The following is a 26,619-nucleotide window of genomic DNA, read 5'->3' as shown; positions in this document are numbered from 1 at the left end:
TTATTCATTCTGCTGAAGGGTTCAACCTTTCAGCAGTCATTAAAATCTTAGCAAAATGTTTCGAAAATAATTTCAATAAAACAATGGACTATCGTTTTAATACGCACTTTTTTACCTCATGGGTTCTGTGTTTTTTCCCGCTTTGACTTGAGGAAACCGCTCTTTTTCGGCTAAATTGCGCATCTTTAATGCTGTTGTTGGATGTCTATGATTGAGAGTTGGCTGTTTGTATTGGCAATGATTGCTGTCTTGATGATTCCGGGACCAACCAATGCTTTACTCGCAAGCTCTGCACATCAGCAAGGTCTGGCGAAGACCAGCTTACTTGTACCCGCAGAACTGTTTGGGTATTTCTATGCCATCAATTTATGGGCACTCCTGATTCATCTCAGTACACCGACTTGGCCTTATCTGATAGACCTTTTACATGCACTGAGCGCAGTCTATGTGTTCTGGTTGGCTTTTCATTTGTGGAAAAGCTCGCACTTAGAAAAACATAATCAACGTTTTACCTCGATTCGACCTAAACAATTATTTTTTTCTACTTTGAAAAATCCGAAAGCGGTCTTATTTGCTGCGGGTATTTTTCCCTATGAAGCTTGGGATAATCCCACCAATTTCTTTTTGGTGTTTGCGGTGTTTAGTCTGGTGTTATTGCCAACGGCACTGTTCTGGATGTCTTTTGGCCGTGCCATTTTATCGGGCGAGTCCAAGCAAATAAAAGCCGATCTCTTATATAAAGGATCGGCCATGTTGTTGGTGGTGTGTATGTTTCCCGTGATTCTACGCTTTTTTGCTTAAGCTTCAGTGGTTGATTTTTTCTTTAATTTGGCACGAATAAAACCAATGATCCCCGGCAAGACACTAATAATAATAATGCCGAAAATCAGATGCGTGAAATTGTCTTTGACCATAGGCACATTACCAAAAATATAGCCTAAAGTAATGAATGAACCAATCCAGCAGAATGCGCCAATTAGGTTATAAGACAGGAAAAATTTGTAATCCATTTTTCCTGTACCTGCTACAAAAGGTGCAAAAGTCCGCGCAAAAGGAATAAAACGCGCAAAAATAATAGTTTTACCACCATGTTTTTCAAAGAATTTTTGTGTATTAATTAGGTGCTGTTTATTGATGAAACGGGATTCGATTTCAAAAACGCGCGGTCCAATATAACGACCAATGTGATAATTCAGCGTATCGCCCAGTACGGCCGCGATAAAAAGTAAAACACCAAGGAACCACGGATTCATTGCACCTGTGGATGCTGCTAAGGCACCTGCGGCAAACAATAAACTGTCGCCGGGTAGGAACGGCATGACCACCAAACCTGTTTCCACAAAGATGATGAGAAACAAAATTGCATAAATCCAAACCCCATAGTTGGTGATAAACTCAAGCAGATGGTCATCGACATGTAATATAAAATCAATCAGTTCCATGGGGCACAAATAAGCAAAAGAGTGCGGAAATCCTAGCAGTCTCGTTATCAGAAGTCAGTATTAAAACGTAAATAAATTTAGCTACTGGTGTTCTTATTTTGAAACGATGCGTGATGAAAATGCATATTTATTCTAAAAATAGAGAACATTAAGATAGCTACAACTTCAAATAAAACGTATTTAAAGGTGTAAAAATGTTTAATCCAAATGTTGTGGTCAAAAATATTGTCAATCAACCCAATACAGATGCAGTTTTAGCTTTAATTGCCCGTGTACTCATGGCTTATATTTTCCTTGTTGCAGGCTGGGGGAAAATTTCAGCTTATAGCGCAACTGTAGGGTATATGGAGTCTATGGGGGTTCCCGGAGCGCTATTACCTTTAACCATTTTAGTTGAGTTTGGTGGTGGCTTAGCGCTGTTATTTGGTTTTCAAGCCCGCTTTGCTGCGTTTGGCTTAGGTCTATTTAGTGTTATTACCGCGTTTATTTTTCACGATGGCGCGCAAGACAGCATTAATTTTATGAAAAATTTTGCCATGGCAGGTGGTCTATTTTTTCTAATGCTGCATGGTGCAGGAAAAATGAGTCTAGATCATCTGATTGAAAAATAATTCAAAATGAAAAGCAGCATTCACGATGCTGCTTTTCATTTTACAAAAAAGTACGGTGTGGACGTCCATTTTTGTTTTGATCAAGATCAATAAAACATGAGGAAAATAAGATGAAAAATCTTTTTAAAATAGGGTTATGTATTACAAGTCTAAGTCTTGCCGCTGGTGCATGGGCTAAAGATGACCATATCATTTTACAAGAAGCAGCAAAGAATCATGTCTCTGTATCAGCCATTGCAAAGCTCAAAGATGAAACGGCGGTCACTTTAAAAGGCACACTGCTGAAACATCTCAATGAAGACCACTACGAGTTCAGCGATGGTACAGGGGTTATTTTGCTGGATATTGATGACGATTTATGGAAAGCATCTAATATTAAAGCAGGTGATAAAGTGCAGGTTGTGGGCGAGGTGGATACACATCGTTATAAACCGACCGATATTGAAGTCGTTAAAATAGAAAAAGTTTTGAAATAAACATCAGGCACGCGAAAGCGTGCTTTTTGATATAAAAACCATTGGGTTTTAAGCGTTGTATAAAGCTTGTCCGAATTATGTGCGTTATGCGCGGAAAAATGCTAGAATACGGCGCTTATATTCGTTTGCCTTTCATAGTTGTTTGTCATGACTACCAATACTCAAATTACTGAAGATCGTATCCTTATTTTGGATTTCGGTTCTCAATATAGCCAGCTTATTGCACGCCGCGTACGTGAAGCTGGCGTATATTCTGAAATGTATGCCTATGACATGTCTGAAGAAGACATTCGTGCATTTAATCCAAACGGTATCATCTTATCAGGTGGTCCTGAGAGCGTACACGAAGAAGGCAGCCCACGTGCGCCAGAAGTTGTGTTCAACTTAGGTGTACCCGTTTTGGGTATTTGCTATGGCTTACAAACCATGTCTGCACAGCTTGGCGGTAAAGTTGAGCCGGGTACTGTGCATGAGTTTGGTTATGCCGAAGTCAACATCCAAGTCCGTGACAAGTTGATTGGTGATCTTGAAGACACCAAAGACCAGCTTAAAGTATGGATGAGTCATGGCGACAAAGTGACGGCGATTCCTGAAGGTTTCCAAATTACTGCAAGCACGCCAAGCTGCCCAGTGGCGATGGTTTCTGATGAAACACGTCGTTTCTACGGTATTCAGTTCCACCCAGAAGTAACGCACACTGCAAAAGGTGCAGAGTTATTATCTAACTTTGTACACAGCATTTGTGGCTGTCGTAGCCTGTGGAACTCTGAAAACATCATCGACCTGCGTGTTGAACAACTACGTCAACAAATTGGCGATCAGAAAGTTCTTTTAGGTTTGTCGGGTGGTGTGGATTCATCCGTTGTTGCGGCACTTTTACACCGTGCAATTGGCGATCAATTGACTTGTGTATTCGTTGACAACGGTCTACTCCGTTTGAACGAAGGTGAGCAAGTGATGGACATGTTTGCGAAAAACATGGGTATCCGTGTGATTCGTGCCGATGCTGAAGAGCGTTTCTTGACTGCACTTGCGGGTGAAGTTGATCCTGAGAAAAAACGTAAAATCATTGGTCGTGAGTTCATTGAAGTTTTTGCTGAAGAAGCGCGTAAACTTGATGGCGTAAACTTCCTTGCACAAGGGACGATTTACCCAGACGTGATCGAATCTGCTGCAACCAAAAATGGTAAAGCACATGTGATTAAATCTCACCACAATGTGGGCGGTTTACCAGATGACTTAGCTTTTGAATTGGTTGAGCCGATCCGTGATTTATTTAAAGATGAAGTTCGCCGTTTAGGTACAACTTTAGGTTTGCCACACGAAATGCTTTACCGTCATCCATTCCCTGGTCCAGGTCTTGGTGTACGTATTCTTGGCGAAGTGAAAAAAGAATATGCAGACATTTTACGTCTTGCAGATGACATCTTTATGCAAGAGCTTCGTGCAAGCGGTTGGTATGATAAAACTGCGCAAGCATTTGCGGTATTCCAACCTGTTAAATCAGTTGGTGTCGTAGGTGATGGTCGTCGTTATGCATGGGTGATCGCGCTTCGTGCGGTTGAAACGGTTGACTTTATGACAGCACGTTTTGCACATCTTCCTTATGATCTAGTTGATAAAATCTCAACGCGTATCATGAATGAAATTAAAGATGTTTCTCGTGTTGTTTATGACGTTTCTTCTAAACCACCAGCGACAATTGAATGGGAGTAAAACTGGCATGAAGCATAGCTTCATGCCAGTTTTACGCCGAAAGCTATGCTTGAGGCTATAGGGATTTCAAGAAGCGAAGCTTCTTGCCTAAATTACGCCATGAATAAAATTCAAAGTACTGCTTTGAATTTTGTGCAAGATACTCGTGGTAGCGAAGAGAATTATTTATAAAAAGAGCGCTTAGGCGCTCTTTTTTATTCTTCATTAATAAAAGTTTCATAACCATTAAGTTCTGCTTTATCAATCCTAAATTTATTATTACTGTCCTTGTAAATAATGACACTGTCAAAGCCTAATTCTAAGAGCTTTTCAATAGTTGCTAATTCACCTTCTTGAAGTTGTAAAAGTTTTCTTAATAACCAATCTGAAAGGGCTCTATTTGGATTTGTCATTAAAGCTTTGGAATTTTGTTGGCATACTTTAGCTGAAAATGCTTCACCAGTAGGTACTTCTAGTTCAAAAACATGATCTTTGGGTGGGAAGAATTTTGGAAAAAGTTCATGAATTTTTTTAGGTATAGGGATGTATACTTCACCTATATCTCTTGTTCTGCCACCAGCATTCCATTGATTTAAACCACTACTTTCGAAAACAAATTTTTCTTTATTTTTCATTCCATAAAGAGGAAGAACTATAAAATTTTCACCCTTTATTAGCTTGTTTTTAGCTTCTTTAAAGCTTTGGTTACCAAATAAATCGAGTAATAATGTATAGGGATCTTCAATAATTTCTATAGGTAATGTAAAAGCATCTTGAGGGATATAGAACCTTCTAAAAAGAGTACTTTTTGAAAAGTTAAAAGAATATTGATGTGATCCATCTTCGAATGAAATTCCTGCTTTAGTTGTTTTTATATTTTTGATATTGGATATATTAATTTTATTGTAATCAGTTTCAAAAAGTACCAATTCTGAATTTCTACGTGCGACGATATGATAGAGCCCAGTAGTGATATTATAGAGACGATTAGCTAATTCAATGCGTTCATTGCGATATTTTGCAAGTTCTTGAGCCAATTCTTTGCCTTGAAGTGCAGACAGATTTTTTGAAAGAGCATTAAATTCAGCAATCTTTTCATTGCTAAATTCTTTTTCGCAAATAAAAGTTTTTAAACCTATGCCAATACTATTCTGATATTTTGCATCATAGGCAGTATCTGAACGTGATAAATTTTCTGCATTGAAACTTTTACAGAAAACATTTTCAGCTACACGATAGTTAATAAAAGGTGTTCCACTTTCACTGAATAAACCAGAAAGTTTGCTGATAGCATCTAATAATTTTAAATATTCACCATCATTTTTTTGATCAATTTGAGCGAAGCTAACCATATTACGAACTGTAGATATAACTATAAGTTACTAGTTATACAGTAAATAACATAGTTTAAAAATACTTAGTTGATAACTTTTAGAATCTGTTCTCCGATTCGTTGAATTAATGGCATAGTTACTGAATTACCTGCTTGCATATAAAGTGCACTATTTGCCATTTTCTCAGGAAAAACCATCTGTTCAACAGGATAGCCTTGGAATGCAAAGCATTCTTTAGGTGTTAATTTTCGAATACCAAAATTATCTATCAATAGTGGTACATTATGACCACCTGCACCCATGTTTGCCGTTAAAGTTGGGCAAACATTACTTTTATTTTCACGAACATACACACGACGCCATTGATATAACGTATCACGAGAAGTCATACTTTCTTTCAATATTGGGTAATACATGTGATCAGGCTGATAATAATATTTTTGATCTACTTTTTCAGTTTCTAAAAAATCATGAATGGATTTAGTTCGTTCAATTGCTTTTGGGAATTGAAACTTAGAATGGTTGGGAACTTGTTCTATATGAAAGGCAACAATAAAAATACGTTCACGGTTTTGAGGAATATTGGCATGCGTCATACTATTTAAGACTTGAAAATATACGGCATAACCGAGTTCTTCTAGCGTATTCTTAATAACTTGAAACGTATGACCTTTATCATGAGTAAGTAAGTTTTTAACATTCTCTAAGAAAATTACACGGGGTTGATGTTTTTTGGCAATATCAGCAATATCAAAAAATAATGTACCGCGAGTTTCTTCAAACCCTTTTTGATAACCCGCTATTGAGAATGCTTGGCATGGAAATCCACCACATAAGATATCAAAATGTTGAGGGATTTTATTTTTAGTTTCTTTTAGAGTGATATCACCATCTGGTTTTTCACCATAATTTTTTTCATAGGTAATTTGGGCATTTTGATTCCATTCACTACTAAATATGCAAGCTCCACCTAAGTTCTGTAAAGCCATTCTAAAACCTCCCACACCTGCAAATAGGTCAATAAACTTAAAAGTTGTATTGGCTTGCTCAGGGAAAGCAGGAATTTTGAAAAGTTCAGATTGCATTTGAGGGAGGCTCGGTTTGGTTCAAATTCGCAACCTTAAATTGTAAAGGATAAGAAAAAAAAAAGCAGCAACTATACGATGAAAATTACAAGTTATAGTTTTTTAGTTAAAGTGGAATTTTATTACATCGCTTGCGATAAAGAAAACTTTTGATTTTTCCTAAGCGATGGCTTTTCCTCACTTCTAAAACACTTTAGCAGAGCAAAAACACACCTTATAAAGATGTAACAACATTTTTACATCCACTCATTGCCTTGTAGTTAAGTTTTGAAAACACAAGATATTGTCCCAAGTTTAAGAATCAGCATTCTATTTTTAGGGATGTGCAGTTGGGAATCTGCTTGTTATGATCTAGGACATATGGATCTGTAATGAGTAAGCACATGACGAATAATAACTATACTGAACTTTCACATTCGGATGACTGTGAAAAATACGTAAATCAATTCATTCAAGAGTTTCCACTGAGAAGTGCTGAAATCGGCCAAGGGACGGTCATCAAACGCGCGCTGCCAAGTCGCCATAAACGAATGATTGGTGCATGGTGTTTCTTAGATCACGCAGGCCCTGTAACCTTCCCTCAAGGGGACGGTTTAGATGTTGGCCCACATCCACATATCGGTTTGCAAACCTTTACATGGATGATTGAAGGCACCATGATGCATACCGATAGTTTGGGTAGCAAACAGCTGATTCGTCCAAAACAGGTCAACCTCATGACCGCAGGACATGGGATTTCCCATACGGAAGTCGCACCAGATACGGAAACCAAAATGCATGCGGCACAATTGTGGATTGCATTGCCCGATGCACAAATTGCTGTTGAACCTCGTTTCGATCATTATCCAGAACTGCCAGTGGTGGAAAAAGATGGGGTGGAGTTTACTGTTTTGGTCGGAGAGTTTTTAAATACCACTTCACCTGTGAGTGTTTATACCGAGCTGTTAGGGGTGGATTTAAGCGCAGCAGAAAGCACCAAAACCCGTTTAACACTCAATCCTAACTTTGAATATGGCTTTATGGCTTTAGAAGGAACGGCTACGGTCAATGGGCACGAACTAACTGAAGACAATATGGTGGTACTCGAGCAGGGTGTAAGTGCGATTGAAATTGAAATCCATGCTGGTAGTCGCTTGTTACTGTTAGGTGGTGAGCCGTTTGAAAGTCCAATTCTACTGTGGTGGAATTTTGTTGGTCGTACTCAAGAAGAATTGAAAATTGCGCGTGATCAGTGGATTGCGCAAGATGAACGTTTTGGTTCAATTCCTGACTATGAAGGGCCACGACTGGAAGCACCAGCATTTCCAGACCAAATGCGCGCTTCAAAATAAAGGCAATACTGCGAAAAGTTGTTTAAAAATAGAATAGGTGGACAGTTTCAATACTTGAAACCTATTCAAAATAATATCAATGAAAAATGGGATAATAAAAAAATGGCAATAATTGCGAATGCAGAAGTCAAAACATGTGTCGAAGCATGGTCTGGTGAAGTAAGCAGTGGGCGACATCAATTCATCACCGATAAACCAGCGTCTTTTGGCGGTCAGGACAAAGGCCCAGCACCTTATGATTTTATTTGTACAGGTTTGATTTCCTGCACCATGATTACCCTACGGATGTATGCACAGCACAAAGGTATTGAGTGGGGGGCTTTTAGTGTCGAAGCAGATTTTAATGCCAATAAAGAAGGCCGAGAATGGATCAGCCGTCGTTTGTCGTTTGAGCAAACATTGACAGAAGAAGCACGCCAAAAAATCTTAGACATCTGTCAAAAAACACCAGTCACTAAAACTTTATTACGTTCCGTCGAGATTGAAACCTCAATTGTTTAACTCGCTTGACGGTTTTTTATAGGCGGTAAAGGATTTTGTGCGACTGGATATTCATGTGTATCGACAGGTGCAAAATCCAAATTTTAGCGTAAAGTGAGGGCTAGATTTCAATTAAAACAAAAGGTAAAACAATGATCACTCTGCACCATTTGGAACATTCACGCTCTTTACGCATTTTATGGGCTTTGGAAGAGTTAGGGCTGGAGTATGAGGTGAAGTTTTATAAACGCCTACCGACCTATGCTGCGCCACCTGAGTTAAAAAACATTCATCCCTTAGGCAAAGCCCCTGTTTTGACCGATGGTGATTTGGTCATTGCAGAATCTGCGGTGATTTTAGAATACTTGCAAGCCACCTACGATACGGAGCACAAGTTTAAACCGAAAAATCCAAAGGACTTAATGCAATACAACTACTGGATGCATTATGCCGAAGGCTCGTTGATGCCATATTTGGTTATGACCTTGGTGATGAGTAATGTACCCAAGCATGTTCCCTTTCTAATTAAACCGCTTGCCAATAAAATTTGTGATGGAGTTAAAGGTGGCTTTATTAATCCACGCTTGAAAGAGCACAGTGCATATTTGGAAAATTATTTATCTCAACATGACTATTTTGCAGGTGATTTTTCCTTTGCTGATATTCAAATGAGCTTTCCTGTGGTGGCGATGCAAGAGCGGGTAAAAGCCCATAACCCTCAAATGGTTACTTATGCACAGCGCATTCAGCAGCGCCCAGCATTTAAAAAAGCTAAAGAGCTTAGTGGTTTCTAGTGGGTGGTGATGATTTGAACCTGATTTTTTTGCCTGGTGCATCGGGCAATACGGCATTTTGGCAACCTGTTATCCAACTCCTACAGGACGATTCAACCATGGTCGTCGCTTATCCGAGCTTTGGTGGTTATGCTGATGATGTGGATGTGCAGAGTTTTGAGAGCTTACAAGACGATGTATTGAATCAAATCCAACAGCCTTCTGTGGTCGTTGCACAATCGATGGGTGGCATTTTTGCAGTACAAGCTGCCTTACAAAAGCCTGAGCAGGTACAGGCTTTGGTACTCGTGGCAACCTCAGGTGGCATTGATTTAAGTTTTTTTCAGGTGGCGGATTGGAGAGAGGATTATCAACAGAGCTTTACGGTTCCTGATTGGTTTGTTCAGCATCAGTCTGATTTGACAGACAGTCTGGAGCGTATCCAGTGTCCAGTTTTGTTGATTTGGGGCGATGTAGATCCGATTAGTCCTGTTGCGGTGGGGCAGGCCTTACACCGTCAAATACCACATGCAGAATTGCACATCGTGTCACAGGGACAACATGATTTGGCTTATGTGCATGCAGAGCATGTTGCGCAATTGATTCAAAATTTTCTCACCAAACTCAGAGTATAAAAAAGGATGCCGAGGCATCCTTTTTTTGTTTTAGCGTTTGACCACAATTGAGTCAATGCCACTATGTTGTAGGGTTTGTTGCGCAATCACTGCGGCTTCTTGCGAGTCATATGGCCCTGAAATCACGCGATACCATGTTTGGCCGCCTTCAACGGTTTTGACTACATCGGCAGAGAGGCCATTTAAGATAATTTCTGCACGACGTGCATCGGCACTGTCTGGGTCAGGGTAACTGCGGACTTGCAATATAAAACTTGGTGCTTGTGGTACTGGCGCTGTTTCGGTTAAACCCGGTTCAGTAGGGGTACTTTCTTCGGCAGCAGGTGCTTCAACAATCACCACGGTGCTTGGATTATCTTTAGTTTCAGGAATGGCTTGATCAGGAATCGGCGTCACTTGCTGCTGTGGCAGTAGGTCATAGAAACGGTAGTCTTTATTGGTTTCTTCTTGATAATGTTCCGAAGTGATTTGCCCTTTCGGCTTCACTGGTGCCCAAGGTTTCCACAGTAACAGTGCTACAGCAAAACAGAGCACGATTAAAATGACCACAAGTGTACCGAGCCAAGCTGGAATCAGTGGCTTTTTGGGTTTGTTCGGTCTTTCAGATACACCGCGCTGCGTTTTTCCAAACACGTGGAAACCTCTTTTCTTTTAATCAATATGAGGGACTAGCCCATTCTTTTCTTTATTTTAATACTTGGCCTCAATGGATTCAAAGAGGCATCATCGTAAAATAAAGAATCGCTTTGCAAAATTCAAGTTTCGCAAAGCGAGCAATACATCAGGGTTGATATGGTTACTTCGGGCATAGTCCTGTGTCTTGCGACGATGTGCAAAGCGTTGCTTTTTACATCATTACCTCAAGCATAGCTTTCGGTCTTGCAGCCATACTTGAAGCTTTGCTTTGCTGGTTACATCGTCTCAGGTGCAGACACACCTAGTAACTCTAAACCATTACGCAAAACTTGTTGTACGTTTATTGAAAGTAATAAACGGGCTTGCGAAAGGGCAATATTCTGTTCGTCGATAATTCTTGTATTATCCAAGTTATACCAACCATGGAATAATGCTGCGAGTTCTTTCAAATAGTTACCCACTTGGTGTGGTTCATAGCTATTTGCTGCACGAAGCACAATTTCAGGATAGGCCGCAAGTTTGGCAAGAATTTCAGTTTCAGCATCAAGAGTTAATAAGGTCGCATCGTAATCAGCTGCTTTGCTACGATCAAAAGTAATGCCTTTTTCAGGTGCTTTCACATCGACCATACGATTGACACGTGCATGCGCATATTGGATGTAGTACACCGCATTGTCTTTGCTTTGTGAAACTGCAAGGTCTAAGTCAAAGTCAATGTGTTGTTCAGACTTACGCATCACGTAGTAGAAACGCGCAGCATCATTGCCCACTTCTTTACGCAGGTCACGCAAAGTCACGAATTGACCAGAACGAGATGACATTTGTACCATCTCACCACCACGCCATAGGCTGACGAACTGAACTAAAAGCACAGTCAGTTTTTTCGAATCATACCCCAAGGCATCAATCGCGGCTTTGACCCGTGAAATATAGCCATGGTGGTCTGAGCCCCAGATATCAATGATATCGGTATAGCCACGTTGTAATTTATTCAGGTGATAAGCAATGTCAGAAGCAAAGTAAGTGGTTTGTCCATTACGACGCTTCACAACACGGTCTTTTTCATCGCCAAATTCAGTCGATTTGAACCAAATATTGCCGTCTTTTTCGTATAAGAAACCACGTTGTTCTAAAGTTTCTAAAGCTTCATCAATTTTGTCTGTCAATGAGGCTTCGCTGAACCATTGGTTAAAGGTTACGCCAAACTCGCCCAAGTCATCTTTGATGTCATCTAAGATTGCATTCAGCGCTGCTTGGTGGAATACGCGGTAAGCTTCACCGATTAAGCTTTGTGAATTATGGATTAAACCATCAATATGCTTTTCTTTGTCGCCTGAAAGGACAACTTTATTGCCTTCAGCATCGAGTTCTTCTGCATATTGCACATCTTCAGGGACATCTTTATAGACGTCTGCCACAGGGCGGACGTAGGCATCGCCATCAGCATCGATAATACTTTGAGCGATTTCTTTAACATAATCGCCTTGATAGGCATTTTTAGGGAAAACCAGTTCTTGGCCTGTTAATTCTAGATAGCGTAAATAGGTGGATGTTGCAAGGATGTCCATTTGACGGCCTGCATCATTCACATAATATTCACGGTCTACCGTTGCACCTGTTGCCTCAAGCAAGGTTGCAACCGTCATCCCATATGCTGCGCCACGACCATGACCAACGTGCAAGCTAGACGTTGGGTTGGCAGAAACGAATTCTACTTGGATTTTCTTCGCAGCATTGGCTTGAGTGCGACCAAATTGTTTGCCTTGCGCTTGAATTTGATCAAGTACAGCAAAACGTTGGTCAGCATTTAAAAAGAAGTTAATAAAGCCAGGACCTGCGATTTCTGCTTTGCTGATGTCCGCCACTTCAGGCAGTGCAGCAAGAATTTTTTCGGCTAAATCACGTGGCTTCATACCCGCAGCTTTAGAGGCAATCATCGCGATATTGGACGCGAAGTCACCATGGCTTCGGTCTTTGGTACGCGTCAAATTACTGCTGTTGTTCCAGTCTGCTGGAAGGACGCCTTCAGCTTGAAGGTTTTGCACTGCGTGCTCGAGAGCTGCTTGGATTGCCGTGTTCATATTCAGTCGAAAATTTGATGTCGCAGAAAAACGCTAAATATAGCAAATTTCCGCGTCTTTAGGTGAATCCATTTTTATAGAATAAAAAATGTTCGAAAACTGCTAACGATTGCGCTGCAATAAACATGAAAAGCGCAGTATGATGAAAACTAAAACGCATACTTTTAAGGATAAAACGTGTCTGAACAGCGGCCGATGATCATTGGCAATATTCCCAAGTTGCCAGCAAAATATGCAATGTTTATTTTGCCGTTTTTTATCTCATTTTTTATGAGTGGCATTATTTCGATGATCAATCTTTGGCGCAATTTGGGTTGGGTGGACAATTTCCTACAGGTTTGGCTGTCCGCATGGATGATGTCTTGGGTGGTGGCCTATCCTGTAGTGCTCATTGTGCTACCGATTGTGCGCCGTTTGACCGGTGTGTTTGTCGATATGTCACATTTGAACCCACCCAAATAACCTCCATTTTAGCTATTTTCACGGCATGAGACAGGTTTGCTTAGGAGTTCCGCATTTTGGTTTTGAAAACGATACAGTTTGCTTGCATGAAAGAGCTTAATCACTTGGGCACTGGCAAGCTGTTGTTGAAAACGACTTAGGGTTTGGCGTTGAAATGGATCAAAGGGATTGCCATAGTTTTTGTTGTCGAGTAAAAACTGAATCTGTCCTGCTTCTTTATCATAGCCATATAAAATACGTTTGCCTTGCGCATCTTGAAGCTCAAACGTAGGGGGATGACTGCTGCTTTTACAATTCAGACGTAGTGAGAGTACAAAGCCTTCGGTCGATTTGTTTTGTAGCTGATAAATCCCTTGTTTTTCATTTTCCAAATAGACCCATTGGTTCAAGGGTAAATTTGCACTGAGTTGCTCATATTGCTCGATGGTGGCTTTACTGATATCAACAATGCCTTTGGGATCGATTTCAGGCAGTTTTTCGTTATGACCAAATAGCCCTGTAATTTTATCACTCACTGTAGTTTGCGCCGTAGAAATGGATTGGCATGCTGTCATTTGTGTGAGGCAAAGACACGTAAGGCTCAACAACATCAGTTTTTTGATGATCATTTTTAATATAAAGAAGAAATAAAAGCGCTAGCTTAGCTTGAGCTTTATTCAAGTTCAAATTTTATCCATGCGCTATTTGGCTGAAAGATTGCCGCAAACTTGATTTTTATTTTCAGACTAAATCGCTTTGATAATTGCATCACGCTTATAAATATCAAAAGACGAGTAAATGGCGCTAAGCTAGTAGCCGAATTAGATGCATAGATTCTCCCCATAGGTTCATCTAAATCTATGTATAATGAGATAGGTAATGACGACAGAATATTTAAAGACAAAACAACCCTTATACATCCCTTATGCGGGCAATACCTTACTTGAGTTGCCGCTGTTAAATAAAGGATCGGCGTTTACGGAAGAAGAGCGCACTCGCTTCAACTTGCATGGTTTAATTCCACATGTTGAAGAAAGCATTGAAGAACAAAGTCAGCGTTCTTATCAACAATATTGTGCTTTTAATGATGCGATCAATAAGCACATTTACTTGCGTAATATTCAAGACACCAACGAAACTTTGTTCTATCACCTCATTGAAAACCATTTAAGTGAGATGATGCCAATTATCTATACTCCAACGGTGGGTGAGGCCTGTCAGCGTTTCTCGGATATTTATCGCCGCCATCGTGGCACATTTATTTCTTATCCAGACCGTGCGCATATTGATGACATCTTGCATAACATCAACAAGAAAAATGTCAAAGTTATTGTGATTACCGACGGCGAGCGTATTTTAGGCTTGGGCGACCAAGGTATTGGCGGGATGGGTATTCCGATTGGAAAATTGTCGCTCTATACCGCGTGTGGTGGTATTAGCCCAGCTTACACCTTACCAATTACCCTCGATGTCGGGACCAATAATCAGCAGTTACTGAATGACCCAATTTATATGGGTTGGAATCAACCGCGCATCAGTGGTGATGAGTACTATGCTTTTGTTGATGAAGTCATTGCTGCGATCAAGCGTCGTTGGCCGAAAGCGTTGATTCAATTTGAAGACTTCGCACAAAATAATGCCATGCCGTTATTGAATAAGTACCGTGATGAAATTTGTTGTTTTAATGATGATATTCAAGGTACCGCAGCCGTTTCTGTGGGCAGTTTGATTGCTGCATCACGTGCAGCAGGTAAACAGCTCAAAGATCAAACCGTTGCCTTCTTAGGTGCGGGTTCAGCAGGCTGTGGGATTGCTGAGCAAATTGTTGCGCAGATGAAAGTTGAAGGTTTAACTGATGCTGAAGCGCGTGCACGCGTGTATATGGTCGATCGTTTTGGTTTAATCACTGAAAATCAGCCGAATCTCCTTGATTTTCAACGTAAATTGGCGCAAAAGCCAGACGTGATAGCGCAATGGGGCAATGCTGAAGAGGTGATTTCACTGCTCGATGTCGTGAAAAATGCCAAACCTACCGTGTTGATTGGGGTATCGGGTCAGCCGGGCTTATTCACTGAAGAAGTAATTCGCACTTTGGCTTCGAACTGTGATCGTCCGATTGTATTGCCACTGTCTAACCCAACGTCGCGTGTTGAAGCAGTGCCAGCGGATATTATTCACTGGACAGACGGAAAGGCTTTGATTGCGACGGGCAGTCCTTTTGCTCCTGTAAATTATCAAGGCAAAATTTATAATATTTCGCAGTGCAATAACTCGTATATCTTCCCAGGCATTGGGTTAGGCGTGATTGCGGCCAATGCAACCCGTGTGACCGATTCGATGTTAATTGCATCGAGTAATGCTTTGGCAGATTGCTCACCGATGTTGACCAACCCTACAGCAGATTTATTGCCTGAGATTGATGAAATTCAGAAAGTCTCTAAGCTGATAGCCTTTAAAGTGGCCAAAGCAGCAATGGATGCAGGTGTAGCCCCGATTATTAGTGATGAGCAATTGCAACACGCGATTGAGAAAAACTTCTGGAAGCCAGAGTATCGTCACTATAAACGTGTCGCCTTCTAAAGCTGAAAATGAGATTGAACAAAAAGGAGCGTAATGCTCCTTTTTGTTTTTTGAGAGCTGCGTCTTCATTAACATTATTTTACTAGATTAAAAAAAAGACATTTTGTACACTCCGCGCACAAGTATAAAAACCAATAACTTAACAATGATCATGTTCAATTCTATTTATAAAATGCTGGAATCCTTTGGATTCGGCTCACAAAAACGTGCTTTGCATATTCATTTTTCCAATTCGGCTTTGAACACACAGGTGTTTATTCAGCGCATTGAGGGCGAGCACAGAATCAATCAAGGCTTAAAAGCTGAAATTCTATGTCTATCGACCAATGCTTATCTGCCTTTAAAACAGTTTATTGGTGGGCGTGTCGCGGTTGATCAGGTCACGGATGTGGGGCAGCTTTCTCGTCTGACGGGGGTGATTACCAGTGCCAGTCAGGGGCAAAGTGATGGTGCGCTAACTGTTTATAAACTTACCGTTGAAGATGCAACAGCACTGTGGCATAAGCGCAGAAACAGTCGCGTGTTTATGAGTAAAAGTGTTCGTGAAATCACTGAAACTCTGTTTAGCGAATGGCAAAGTCACAGTACGTTATTTGCAGCCAGCTTAAGTCTGAACTTAGACGGTTTGAGCCGTGATTATGATGTACGACCCTTTGTCATGCAGTCTAATGAAACCGACGCTGAGTTTCTCACTCGACTATGGCGGAGTGAAGGGATTAATTGGTTGATCGATGAACAAGCTCCGACGGTGCTCAGTTCGTCGGAACCGATTCAGGCACAGCAACTTCGTTTGATGGATGATAATCAAGCTTTTACAGCACTGGGCCGCCGAAAGATTCGTTTCCACCGCAGCCATGCCACTGAGCCTTTTGATAGCATCACCAGTTTTATTGCTGAACGTCACTTACAATCCACCACGGTACAGACGCAGCGTTGGCAAGCGCAACATTTAGCTCAAGATCAGAGTCAGGCTGTATTGAGTGCACATCAGCATAGTGATCAACAAGACAATGAAAGTTTGGGTCTGGAACAAGTCTGGTGTGTCAGTCCAGCATGGACGGCTGATCTACAAGGTGAGGATCAGGCCACGTCTGCTAATAGCAGTCAACTAGATCGTCTCAACCAACAACTGAACCAATATCATGAGCTTCAGGCCAAATATTTCACAGCAAAAAGTAGCGTTCGAGATGCGCAAGTGGGCTATTGGTTTGAAATGGTGGATCATCCTGAAATAGAACAGCATGTGTCCGCAGAGCGTGAATTTCTCATTTTAGGCAAAGTTTTTTATAACCAAAATAATTTACCCAAAGAGTTATTACAGCAAATCAATCTGTTATTAAAAGGAAGTCGCTGGCAAGGTCTGAATGAGGAACGGCAAGCCAATGAACTCTTTGTCGTACGCCGTGAGGTCAAAATTGTTCCTGAATATCAAGCGTGGATACACCGTCCAGCAGCCTATCCTTTACGTGCCAAAGTTGTCGGGCCTGAAGGGGAAGAAATTTATGTGGATGCATGGGGACGGATTAAAGTTCGCTTTATGTTTACACGTAGTGATGACCATGCTCATGATGGTGGGGCGGGTGCAAATGACAATGACACGGACTCGGCTTGGGTCGATGTATTGACCCCATGGGCGGGTGAGGGGTATGGCGCACGTTTTCATCCGCGTGTTGGAGAAATTGTGGTCATCGACTTCTTTGAGGGGGATGTCGATCGACCCTTTGTAGTAGGACGCATTCATGAGGCCGAGCGCCACCAAACCATGTTTGATGTGAAAGGGACATTGCCTGCGACGAAAAAACTCAGCGGGATTCGTTCACAAGAGGTTGCAGGGCAAGGCTTTAACCAACTGCGTTTTGATGATACGACAGGGCAAATTAGTGTGCAGCTACACAGCAGTCATGGAGCGAGTCAGCTCAATCTCGGTAACCTCAGTCATCCAAAAGAAACTGAGAACAGTGATGGGCGTGGTGAGGGGTTTGAGCTAAGAACGGATCAATGGGGAGCCATGCGTGCAGGCAAAGGCCTCTTGATTAGTACCTATGCACAGGATCAAGCGGTCACAGATCATTTGGCTGCATCCGAAGCCCAGTCCATCTTGCAGCAAGGTCATGACAGTATGCACATGCTGAGTACTTTGGCTGTTAAACAACAGACTGATGCACTGAATGTGATCAATCGTCTGCCTAAATTGATTCAGTCTGTAGAGCTAAAAGGGGCCAATCAAGCCCTCCAAGCAACTGTTGGTTTATTTAAAACTGCAGTCAGTCAGGATCCGATTTCGGCATTAAAAACGTGTGGTGGTTTTATTGAGGATATTCAAAAATTTGGTCAAGACACAGACAATTTGATCAATGAATTTAAAGATTATTTTCAGGATGCAGAGGCTTCAATAGAAAATTTAAAAGCCTTTATTGATAACCTCGAAGAACATGGTACAGATGCTTTAAAAAGTCAGTTGCAAGGCGTGAAAGACAAATTGAATGCGGATCCACTCGGCGCTTTAAAAGATGTTGGTAAAGTGATTGCGAATGTTGATATGAGAGACTTTGACCTGACCAGTGCTTGCGGAAGCTTTAATAAAGGCAGCAAATTGGATGTTCATCCCATGCAGGCATTGGGCTCCATGCAAGGTTTTATGGAGACATATGCTCAAGAGGCAGAGCAAACGCAGGATACTCAGAATCAAGCTCAAGCGAAAATCTTTCGTCAGGCTTTAATGCTGTTGGCTTCCCCCAATGGTATTGCTTTAACGACGCCTGAAGATATTGTTTTACAGGCTTCTCAAGACATCGCTGAAAGTGCACAGGGATCCATCAACTTAAGTGCCCAGAAGAATATTATTGCGCATGCACAGGATAAGGTGAGCTTATTTGCTGCGCAAAAAGGGCTAAAGGCATTTGCTGCGAAAGGAAAAGTTGAATTACAGGCGCAAGATGATGCAATAGAAGCGATTGCGCGTAAGGTGATTAAGCTAATTTCAACAGAAGATAAAATAGAAATAACCAGTCCGAAAGAAATTGTACTGACTGCTGGTGGTTCACAGCTCAAAATCAATGGAGATGGAATTTTTACGACAACAGGTGGAAAGTTTGAAAGTAAGGCGGGGCAGCATAGTTTTGTGGGTGGGGCCATAGTAAATGCTGAATTACCTAATTTACCAAGTATGTTTTATGGAAATTTTCTTGTTAGGGATCAGCAAAATAATCCAGTAAAAGGACAAAAATATAAATTAACCTTACCATCCGGACAACAAATTTTAGGAGCGACAGACGATAATGGTATGACAGTAACTGGATATTCCTCATCAAGTGATGAAAGTTTGAATTTGGAAATTATTGAAGAGGTAACCCAAGACATTTGGTTCCAACCACAAACAACGTATGAGTATGAACAGCTTAATCATATAGATTCTCCGCTAATTGATGAAGATAATGGTGAAATAAATGAAGAATAATTTTTTGGTTATTTTATTGATATCTATAATGGTTTATGGGTGTAACTCTTCTGATTTATCAGATGGAGGGAGTTTAAATTATAAAAAATATGAATCAAAAGAAATAAAATGTGGGAAGAAAAGAATTAAAATTCTTTCGAGTTGTTATGATTCTGAGGAGGGACTTGTTGATAGAGGTAGTGGAGGAATCGTTAGACAATGTAGAAGTAGTAAATTGTTAATTGATGAAAAAACCGTAATTAACTTACCAGTAATAGATAAAATGAATCATAAGGAAAAAATAATCTTAGAAGAAGGGTATTTAAGCCCTATTAGTTTTTCATGTATAGAGCATGAAGGAAATAGTTTTGTTCTCCTAAATCAAGGTGTCTCAAATAACATCAATGCAATGACTGTTGAAGAGTTTAATGAATTTAGAAAACCAGTTGTTTTAAATTTAAATGGAGTTATTACTCCAAAAAAAGACGCTAAAAAAATTATAGATAATATGAAAATAAAAAGAATAAAAGTTATATCTGCTAATGCAGTTTATGGGGAAGAATAATGTCTAAGATATATGAGATATTGCGTCCAAAAAAAGGCTATGCTTATACAGATGAACAAATTGTAGATTACTCTTTGATCGGTATTCCTATACCAGCCAATAAAAAAAATAAAGGAAATTCTAGAATATATGGTGATATTGAAGAGGCTAACTTTAAGAGTATAGTCGACATTATTATTTCGCTATGTTCGAGGTATAACCTTGATTATAAGGAAACGGCTTATACTTTATTAATTTGTTTAGCAGAATCTGGTTTTAATCCAGATGCAGCGGCTGGAACCACCAGTGCCGCAGGACTTGCACAATATACAAAGGATACAGCAAATGCATTTAGAAAAAGAGCTAAAGAGCTGATTGGTGTAGACATTGATATGAGAGGGAACAATGTTTTTGATGCAACTATCGGATCATATGGTGTTTTGGTTGCATTTTTATTTAATAAAGAGCTGGCTATTAATTGGGGGTTTAAGCCTAGTGATGAGAAATACTGGCAATTAATATATATGCTTCATCATGATGGTCCGGGATATTATAATGATGATCGTGGTAAGCAGCGAGCATATAATTTCAAATGGAGGAAGGATGCAATTAGAGCGTATGAAAGAATTTTCAAACAGAAATTAGTAGTATTAACAGCTCTACTGAAGCAAAAGGTAGAAACCAAAATTAAACTAACGGATAATAATGGTTCAGATGTTAAGAATAAAAATTATATTTTGGCAACTGTTAAAAATTCGAGTAATGAAAAGCCTTCACATTTATCAATGGATAGGGGTAATGAAACAGAAATAAATGTTATTTTTGGGAAAACAAATTCAAAAGGAGAGTCTAAATCTATACTCTCAAGAATTGGTGATGAAATAATTACTATTATACTTCCTGATAATTACAAAGATTTAATACATACTAGTTCTACAGCAGGATACGTTGTAAAAAAAGGGGATACTCTAGAAAAAATTGCTAAATCTAATGCTACAACTGTAAATAGAATTATAGAAGATAATAATATTCAAGATAAGAACAAGATAAAGGTTGGTCAGATTCTATTTTTGGGTGTGAGTGAAAGCTATAGTGTGAAATCGGGTGACACCTTAGCAGGAATTGCTAAAAAATTCGGCACTACTATAGAGGAAATAGCAAAAGATAATAAGATAAGTAACATAAATAATATTGCAGTTGGAAAGAAACTAAAGATAAATAAATACTTGAGGCACAAACCATCTAATAGTGTTTTAAACCAAATTTTTAACAATATTGGTTTAGGTAATTTAAATTTAGATATTCTTGAGTTTTCGAAGAATCACACAGCGAAGCCGACGGGTAGTATTAGTAACAGTGCTCAACAATTTAATAATATGATTGAGTTGAGTACTCCAGTAGCAAAAGAAGCGGTTAATAATCAAAAGGTAAAAGAGCCTCCAAAAATTGATAAAAATAAAACGCAATTGAATGGGAATACAAAGGACGTGAAAGTGAAAATATCTGATGGGATGGCTGTTATTTATACATTTCAAGATATGGATTATGGCCCGTTTGAAGAGCCCAAAGGTGGATATACTGTTTTTTATGATCATTTAGGTAACAAGATTTTTAGTTTCAAATCAGGAAGTCGAGTGTCTAGTAAAGCTAAAAGTAATGCTGATGGGGCGTTTACTGGATTTTATACAATTATTTCTGGTGGCACTAGGACAAGTCAGTTGGGGGCAGCATATGGAACTACTAAAATTCGTAGTACTGATACAAGGGCTCGTTGGGTTCATGGAGGAGGCTCTGGCTTAAAAGATCCTTACGCTGAAAAGCAGGGCTGGCGCGTTACAATGGGTTGTACTCGTGCGCAGAATAAGGATGTTGAAATTTTGGCAGAAAAAATCATAAACTTTCAGCGTCAATATCCTAATATAAAAATTAAATACATCCGCGATAAAAAAGGAACTTACCCTAAATGAGCAAAAATAAAATGAATTATATCTTTTTCCCTTTTTTAATGACGATTAGTAGTTGTATTTATGCTGATTTTGGATTAATTCAAGATAAAGATGGCTATGTTAATGTTCGTGAATTAGCAGATTTGAGCTCTAAGGTTATATCTAAACAGAAGAATGGAGAAATAGTTTCATGTGTAGATGATATTGTGAATAATTTTTGTTTTATTAACTCATCGTCTGGTGTGAATGGTTATATTTATAATAATAGAATTAATAGATTTGATGGTTATAACAAAATCAAATTAAAAAAATATGATGTTAAAACTACTTTATATAGGAATTCTTTATATACAGTTGAGATCTCAGCGAAGGATGCGGATTTGAATTCAAAAAATTATTCCAAAAGTCTAAAGGGGAGCGAGTTATACAGTTTGTATAAAGGGAAGGCTTTTTATGGTACGGATGGTGACCTCCCTACTGCAAATTTTCTTCAGTTGAACAGAATTGTAGTTAAGACCCAAGAACAAAAAATTATTATTAATTTAGATCAATTGGAAAACTATTTTTTTCCAAAAGATGGGCTCAGTAGTAAGAATGAACTTGCTGATTTTCAGATTTATCAGAAAAACAATGATTTATACATAATCAACTCATTAAGTAGTGGTGGAGCTGCTCAATATAATATTGTATTACATATTAAAGATGGGAAGCTGATGAAAAATAGCGTATGGAAAGCCGAATTGTAAAAGATTAGCTTAACTACAGTAGGCCCTTACTATAGTTAAGCATTTAAAAATCACCCTTCCAACACTTCTTCCAACAGCTCCTCACTCGGCGCAAAATAATAAGCACCGTCCACAGGAGTCACAAAATGAAGCATACGGTCATGAATTCCATCACCACTGGTGCCAAACATTCGCAGTAACATCGCATCAATAATGCTTAAATCTTTCGTATAGGCAATAAAAAATAAACCTTGCTCACCTTTACCATCGCCATATGGAAGAGAGTGACGTAGGATTTCCATTTCCTCGCCTTCATCATCTTCAACCACGACACGTGCAACGTGAGAATTTTCAGGTTTAACGTCATCATCTAGTTCAATACTTTCAAGTTTTGTCCGTCCAAAGACTTGCTCTTGAGCATCAACTTTTAATTTTTTCCACTTTTCCAAATCATGGCAATAGCGCTGTGCAAAGATAAAAGAACCATCTGCGAATACTCCTGCATCTTCACTTAATAAGGTCGTTGCAGCACGATCATCGGGGAACTGCGGGTTTTCAGTACCATCAATAAAACCAGTCAAATCTCGACCATCAAAATTGCGGAAACAGACCCGTTCATCTAAAACATCAACTTTATCTTGGATGCCTTCGAAGAACGATTGACTAAGGGTAAAACAAATATCGGTACGCTGAGCTGCAATATGAATTAAAACATCCGCAGGTGAAACAGGCATATTGAAAGAGCCATAAATGGGCTCTAACTGTTTAAACCCTGCAGGCGCTGTAGGATGAAGTTGTGCCCAAAGTTCAGGGCCAAAAGCAACAGCCGTTTTAATTTGCGCATGTGGATGCTGGGTAATAAGACGATCACGGGTGGAAAATAAATCTTCTAATTTTTCTTTAAGTTCTTCAATACTTAAATCTTTTAAACGTAAAACAATAAAACGGGCATGATCTGAAGGTAATGGTAGAATTACAGATTGGGCGGTCATTCATGGCTCCTAAAAAAATTGTTATTTCTATTGGCTGTACTTATTGTGCCTTATGCAGTTTCAGCTTCATAGCCTTAAGTGATAAATTCATTGATGAATAATAAACCCTAAAAGCATGAAAGATCATATAATCTAAAGGTCATTTTTTTCTCAATACCACTATGTCATTTCAAATTTGGCTTGGCTTTGTACTCGCATGTTGGATCATTAGTATTTCTCCAGGGGCAGGGGCCATTGCGTCAATGTCGAGTGGCCTTAACTACGGTTTTCGGCATGGCTATTGGAATGCGCTGGGTTTACAACTCGCCTTGTTGGTGCAAATCGGTATTGTAGCCGCTGGGGTAGGGGTGCTTTTTGCCACAACGCCTTGGGCATTTTGGGTCGTGAAGTGGTTTGGTGTGGCTTATTTATTGTATTTGGCTTATTTACAATGGATGGCACCCATCCAATCGATTGAAATTCAACAAGAACAATCGACTAAGTCTCGCTCCAAATTGGTGATGTATGGCTTTTTGGTCAATATGAGCAATCCCAAAGCAATCGTCTTTTTATTGGCAGTTTTACCGCAATTTTTGGATTTGTCTAAACCGCAGTGGAGTCAGTATGCGATGATGGCCGTCACGATGGTTACGATTGATTTGATTGTGATGGCAGGATATACGGGATTGGCAGCGAAAGTTTTAAAACTCTTAACATCACCGCGACAGCAAAAATATCTCAATCGTACTTTCGCAGTATTGTTCAGTTGTGCGGCGGGACTGCTTAGTTTGGTTCATCAGTAAGTTTAGTCTGCGTCAATTCTACTAAAAACTGTTGTTCGGTAACCACATGTATACCGTGCTGACGAAATAGGGCGGCAGTGATTCCTTCCCCTACAATTTTTTGCCCAGTAAATGAGCCATCATAGATGCCATCACTGCCACAAGATGGGCTATTGGCTTTGAGCACAGCATGGGTAACGTGATTGGCTTGCGCTAATGCTAAAGCTTTGTAAGCACCTTGAATAAAGACCTCGCTAATCTGATGACCATCTGAGGAAAAAACCTGTGCGTGGCCTAATAAAACATCAGCACCTGACCCGTGGTGAATTTCTGCTGCGGGACGCGGGGTTGGAAGTCCTGCACTGACTTCAGGGCATAAGCTGACATAATTTTTATCGAGCAAGGTTTCAACTAACTGAGAGACTAAGCAGTCTTTGCCGTCATAACGGACTTTTTGTCCGAGTAGACATGCGCTGATAAAATAACGTTTATGGCCCATTTAGTTATGTCAGTTTTTTAAACTTCTGCGCGATAAAAATCAACGCAAACAAAATCGACATGGTTAAAACAATGCTGAGCCCTGTAGAGGTATTCAGCCCTGCACTGGACCATAAGCCAACCGTCACCCCAATTTGCGCAATCACAAAGGCCCAAATCACCATTTGTTTTGGAGAGTGGGCAAGCAGTCGAGCGGTGAGTGCTGGAATGACAAGCAAGGCACCCATCAGTAAAGAACCCACTGCACGAAGCGCCAAAATGGTAAATAAAGCCAGTAGCAACATAAAAATCAAACGTTGCCATTTCGCACTGACACCTTCACTGATGGCCATATCAGGATCGATCGCGATTTGAATTTGAGCTTGCCAACTTTTATAAAGCACTGCCAATGCAACAACAATAACAGTGGCAAAAACGGGCAGGTCTGCCCATGTGATCGTGAGCAAATCACCAAATAAATAGCTGAGTAGCTCAGGTCTTAAGCTTGGAATATGTTGAATAAACATCAGACCCGAGCAGAGCAAGGTCGCAGAACAGAGTGCGAGTAATGCATCATTCGGTAAACGTGGATCATGCAAAACCCAAAGGATCGCCACCAACAGCCCCGCAATAAAAGCCACACCCATCCACAGGGGCAACGCCATTGCTCCTGCAATCGCGACACCCAGTAACGTGCCATGTGCCATGGTGTCGGCAAAGAAAGACATGCGGCGCCATAGCATCAAACAGCCTAGTGGCGCAGTTAAAAAGACCAGAAGTGTGCCCATAATCCATGCAGGCAACAGCAGTTGTAACCATTCCATCATGACTTAAGCTTCCGGTTCAGGGTGAATGTGTGGACGAGCGTCATGCTGACAAGGCGTTGCACTATCACCATGTGCACAGTGATCATGATGATGTTGATAGAACACGCGGTTGGTACCAAAAATGGCTTGATACTCAGGGTGTTGTTGCACGCTTTCAGGCAGGCCGCTACAACAAATGTGTTTATTCAAACACACCACACGATGAGTTCCTTGCATGACCCACTGCAAATCATGTGAAACCATGAGCACAGCACAACCATATTTGGCGGGTAAACTGCGCACATAGTAGTACAGCTCAGCCTCAGACTGAATGTCTAAGCCCTGCATCGGTTCATCGAGAACCAAAATATCGGGTTGACGTAACAGTGCACGAGCCAGTAAAACGCGTTGTCGTTCCCCACCTGAAAGCTGCTGTACTTTAGAATTTTCAAGTTTGCTGATCCCAGTATCGTAGATAATTTCTTGCTTGATTACAGGATCACATTTTTCCAAAGCCAAGAGGTCTTTCACCCTAAGCGGTAGGCTATGTGAGGGATTAAACTTTTGTGGTACATAAGAAAACTTGAGTGGCTTTGTTGTTTTAATGTCGCCAGTATTAGGGTGCACAATACCCAATAGCACTTTAATGAGCGTGGATTTTCCAGCACCATTTGGGCCAATCAGGGTCACAATTTCCCGTTCATGTAAGACAAAATCGACATGCTTTAAAATGTCGCGTTCATCGATACGAACACTAATTTGGGAGAGTTCGACCAGAACAGGATCGAGGCTTATTTGTGGCGACACTGCTGACAAATTCCTGAAATTTCGATAATGCTATGTTGTGCCGTAAAACCATCGGCTGCGGAAAGTGCATCGAGTTGTTGTAATAATCCTTGAGCAGAGGCCTCTGTCACTGATTTGCAATCAGTGCAAATGAGAAAGGCGGCTTGATGGCCTTCACGGGGATGGCAACACGGAATATAGGCATTAATCGAGGTGAGTCGGTGAATGAGACCTTTTTCTAATAAAAAGTCTAAGGTGCGGTACACCGTCGGTGGGGCAGCAGGGCGATCGGCATTGCTTTTAATTTTAGCCAATAAGTCATACGCACCCATCGGGCCTGTCGCATTCAGGATCAATGCCAAGACTTCTTTTCTTAAGGGGGTTAGGCGCGCACCAGTTGTTGCGCACAAGACTTCTGCTTCAGCCAAACGCGTCTCAACGTTGTGATGACCATGCACATCATGTAAAGCATGGTGGTGTTCGTGAGAACAAGCGCTCATAACAAACCTCAAGTGCAAAATTTATAAAAGAAAAACGACATTAAAT

Annotated in this window: 26 protein-coding genes; 15 read left to right on the top strand and 11 right to left on the bottom strand. The window is 40.4% G+C overall.

What is annotated here, in order from left to right; genetic code table 11:
- Nucleotides 1-207 precede the first annotated feature (207 nt).
- Complete coding sequence (locus KVY11_RS12570) at nucleotides 208-801, top strand: LysE family translocator (protein WP_005401909.1); 594 nt, start codon at nucleotides 208-210, stop codon at nucleotides 799-801.
- Here the strand turns inward: KVY11_RS12570 and KVY11_RS12565 are convergent.
- Nucleotides 798-1,442 (bottom strand): DedA family protein, encoded by a 645-nt coding sequence (locus KVY11_RS12565; RefSeq protein ID WP_218289136.1) that lies wholly within the window; start codon nucleotides 1,440-1,442, stop codon nucleotides 798-800. The genes KVY11_RS12570 and KVY11_RS12565 overlap by 4 nt on opposite strands.
- A gap of 194 nt (nucleotides 1,443-1,636) precedes the next feature.
- Between KVY11_RS12565 and KVY11_RS12560 the strand changes: the two genes are divergently transcribed.
- From KVY11_RS12560 to guaA, 3 genes are all read left to right on the top strand, one after another.
- Complete coding sequence (locus KVY11_RS12560; protein ID WP_218289135.1) at nucleotides 1,637-2,053, top strand: DoxX family protein; 417 nt, start codon at nucleotides 1,637-1,639, stop codon at nucleotides 2,051-2,053.
- Between the two features lie 110 nt (nucleotides 2,054-2,163).
- Nucleotides 2,164-2,529 (top strand): NirD/YgiW/YdeI family stress tolerance protein, encoded by a 366-nt coding sequence (locus KVY11_RS12555; RefSeq protein WP_159126986.1) that lies wholly within the window; start codon nucleotides 2,164-2,166, stop codon nucleotides 2,527-2,529.
- A gap of 147 nt (nucleotides 2,530-2,676) precedes the next feature.
- A complete protein-coding gene (guaA, locus tag KVY11_RS12550; RefSeq protein ID WP_058868664.1) occupies nucleotides 2,677-4,245 on the top strand; it encodes a glutamine-hydrolyzing GMP synthase in 1,569 nt (522 codons plus the stop codon).
- Nucleotides 4,246-4,439: 194 nt separating this feature from the next.
- Here the strand turns inward: guaA and KVY11_RS12545 are convergent, their stop codons facing one another.
- Nucleotides 4,440-5,576, bottom strand: a complete 1,137-nt coding sequence (locus KVY11_RS12545) for a restriction endonuclease (protein WP_218289134.1) — start codon at nucleotides 5,574-5,576, stop codon at nucleotides 4,440-4,442.
- A gap of 65 nt (nucleotides 5,577-5,641) precedes the next feature.
- Nucleotides 5,642-6,643, bottom strand: coding sequence for a DNA cytosine methyltransferase (locus KVY11_RS12540; RefSeq protein WP_218289133.1), 1,002 nt, complete (start codon nucleotides 6,641-6,643; stop codon nucleotides 5,642-5,644).
- Between the two features lie 383 nt (nucleotides 6,644-7,026).
- Here KVY11_RS12540 and KVY11_RS12535 point away from each other — a divergent pair, with 383 nt between their 5' ends.
- The 4 genes from KVY11_RS12535 (at nucleotide 7,027) to KVY11_RS12520 (ending at nucleotide 9,862) form a co-directional block, all read left to right on the top strand.
- Entirely contained in the window at nucleotides 7,027-7,974 is a 948-nt protein-coding gene (locus KVY11_RS12535) for a pirin family protein (RefSeq protein ID WP_218289132.1), read from the top strand.
- Nucleotides 7,975-8,076: 102 nt separating this feature from the next.
- Nucleotides 8,077-8,475: an OsmC family protein gene (locus KVY11_RS12530; protein ID WP_086210829.1), complete on the top strand. Its 399-nt coding sequence runs from the start codon at nucleotides 8,077-8,079 to the stop codon at nucleotides 8,473-8,475.
- Nucleotides 8,476-8,606: 131 nt separating this feature from the next.
- A complete protein-coding gene (locus KVY11_RS12525) occupies nucleotides 8,607-9,248 on the top strand; it encodes a glutathione S-transferase family protein (protein WP_218289131.1) in 642 nt (213 codons plus the stop codon).
- Nucleotides 9,249-9,262: 14 nt separating this feature from the next.
- Nucleotides 9,263-9,862, top strand: coding sequence for an alpha/beta fold hydrolase (locus KVY11_RS12520; protein ID WP_218289130.1), 600 nt, complete (start codon nucleotides 9,263-9,265; stop codon nucleotides 9,860-9,862).
- A 30-nt stretch (nucleotides 9,863-9,892) separates the two neighbouring features.
- On the opposite strand, the gene KVY11_RS12515 is transcribed toward KVY11_RS12520, so the two are convergent.
- Nucleotides 9,893-10,495, bottom strand: coding sequence for an SPOR domain-containing protein (locus KVY11_RS12515; protein ID WP_125274328.1), 603 nt, complete (start codon nucleotides 10,493-10,495; stop codon nucleotides 9,893-9,895).
- Nucleotides 10,496-10,773: 278 nt separating this feature from the next.
- Nucleotides 10,774-12,579, bottom strand: a complete 1,806-nt coding sequence (gene argS / locus KVY11_RS12510; RefSeq protein ID WP_218289129.1) for an arginine--tRNA ligase — start codon at nucleotides 12,577-12,579, stop codon at nucleotides 10,774-10,776.
- 177 nt (nucleotides 12,580-12,756) lie between these two features.
- Here argS and KVY11_RS12505 point away from each other — a divergent pair, with 177 nt between their 5' ends.
- Entirely contained in the window at nucleotides 12,757-13,041 is a 285-nt protein-coding gene (locus KVY11_RS12505) for a DUF2798 domain-containing protein (RefSeq protein WP_004684392.1), read from the top strand.
- A gap of 8 nt (nucleotides 13,042-13,049) precedes the next feature.
- Here the strand turns inward: KVY11_RS12505 and KVY11_RS12500 are convergent, their stop codons facing one another.
- On the bottom strand, nucleotides 13,050-13,649 hold the full coding sequence (locus tag KVY11_RS12500; RefSeq protein ID WP_218289128.1) for a hypothetical protein: 600 nt from the start codon (nucleotides 13,647-13,649) through the stop codon (nucleotides 13,050-13,052).
- A 250-nt stretch (nucleotides 13,650-13,899) separates the two neighbouring features.
- On the opposite strand from KVY11_RS12500, the gene KVY11_RS12495 reads away from it, so the two are divergent.
- The 5 genes from KVY11_RS12495 to KVY11_RS12475 all read left to right on the top strand — a co-directional run bounded on the left by KVY11_RS12495 (nucleotide 13,900) and on the right by KVY11_RS12475 (nucleotide 22,272).
- Nucleotides 13,900-15,600, top strand: a complete 1,701-nt coding sequence (locus KVY11_RS12495; protein ID WP_087013913.1) for an NAD-dependent malic enzyme — start codon at nucleotides 13,900-13,902, stop codon at nucleotides 15,598-15,600.
- Between the two features lie 151 nt (nucleotides 15,601-15,751).
- The gene (locus tag KVY11_RS12490) at nucleotides 15,752-19,057 is read left to right on the top strand and encodes a type VI secretion system Vgr family protein (protein WP_218289127.1); all 3,306 of its coding nucleotides are present in this window, start codon (nucleotides 15,752-15,754) and stop codon (nucleotides 19,055-19,057) included.
- Entirely contained in the window at nucleotides 19,047-19,601 is a 555-nt protein-coding gene (locus KVY11_RS12485; protein ID WP_218289126.1) for a hypothetical protein, read from the top strand. Before KVY11_RS12490 ends, KVY11_RS12485 begins: the two co-directional genes overlap by 11 nt.
- Nucleotides 19,601-21,547: a LysM peptidoglycan-binding domain-containing protein gene (locus KVY11_RS12480; protein WP_218289125.1), complete on the top strand. Its 1,947-nt coding sequence runs from the start codon at nucleotides 19,601-19,603 to the stop codon at nucleotides 21,545-21,547. The genes KVY11_RS12485 and KVY11_RS12480 overlap by 1 nt, the downstream gene beginning before the upstream one ends.
- Nucleotides 21,544-22,272, top strand: coding sequence for an SH3 domain-containing protein (locus KVY11_RS12475; RefSeq protein ID WP_218289124.1), 729 nt, complete (start codon nucleotides 21,544-21,546; stop codon nucleotides 22,270-22,272). The genes KVY11_RS12480 and KVY11_RS12475 overlap by 4 nt, the downstream gene beginning before the upstream one ends.
- Nucleotides 22,273-22,322: 50 nt before the next feature.
- Here KVY11_RS12475 and KVY11_RS12470 read toward each other — a convergent pair whose 3' ends face one another.
- Nucleotides 22,323-23,243, bottom strand: a complete 921-nt coding sequence (locus tag KVY11_RS12470) for a Dyp-type peroxidase (RefSeq protein ID WP_218289123.1) — start codon at nucleotides 23,241-23,243, stop codon at nucleotides 22,323-22,325.
- A 161-nt stretch (nucleotides 23,244-23,404) separates the two neighbouring features.
- Here KVY11_RS12470 and KVY11_RS12465 point away from each other — a divergent pair, with 161 nt between their 5' ends.
- The gene (locus KVY11_RS12465) at nucleotides 23,405-24,025 is read left to right on the top strand and encodes a LysE family transporter (protein ID WP_218289122.1); all 621 of its coding nucleotides are present in this window, start codon (nucleotides 23,405-23,407) and stop codon (nucleotides 24,023-24,025) included.
- Here the strand turns inward: KVY11_RS12465 and KVY11_RS12460 are convergent.
- Genes KVY11_RS12460 through KVY11_RS12445 form a run of 4 tightly spaced genes read right to left on the bottom strand, consistent with a single transcriptional unit; the run spans nucleotide 24,006 to nucleotide 26,573 of the window.
- On the bottom strand, nucleotides 24,006-24,503 hold the full coding sequence (locus KVY11_RS12460; RefSeq protein ID WP_218289121.1) for a DUF523 domain-containing protein: 498 nt from the start codon (nucleotides 24,501-24,503) through the stop codon (nucleotides 24,006-24,008). The two genes, KVY11_RS12465 and KVY11_RS12460, sit on opposite strands and share 20 nt — an antisense overlap.
- A gap of 4 nt (nucleotides 24,504-24,507) precedes the next feature.
- A complete protein-coding gene (gene znuB, locus KVY11_RS12455) occupies nucleotides 24,508-25,308 on the bottom strand; it encodes a zinc ABC transporter permease subunit ZnuB (RefSeq protein ID WP_218289120.1) in 801 nt (266 codons plus the stop codon).
- Nucleotides 25,309-25,311: 3 nt separating this feature from the next.
- The gene (gene znuC / locus KVY11_RS12450; protein ID WP_218289119.1) at nucleotides 25,312-26,094 is read right to left on the bottom strand and encodes a zinc ABC transporter ATP-binding protein ZnuC; all 783 of its coding nucleotides are present in this window, start codon (nucleotides 26,092-26,094) and stop codon (nucleotides 25,312-25,314) included.
- Nucleotides 26,079-26,573 (bottom strand): transcriptional repressor, encoded by a 495-nt coding sequence (locus tag KVY11_RS12445; RefSeq protein WP_004984035.1) that lies wholly within the window; start codon nucleotides 26,571-26,573, stop codon nucleotides 26,079-26,081. Before KVY11_RS12445 ends, znuC begins: the two co-directional genes overlap by 16 nt.
- Nucleotides 26,574-26,619: the final 46 nt, after the last annotated feature.

Origin of the sequence: Acinetobacter sp. CWB-G5 (assembly GCF_019209785.1) — a bacterium.
GTDB lineage: Bacteria > Pseudomonadota > Gammaproteobacteria > Pseudomonadales > Moraxellaceae > Acinetobacter > Acinetobacter johnsonii.
The sequence above is the reverse complement of the archived record's forward strand: the minus strand, read 5'-3'. Positions and strand labels throughout refer to the sequence as shown.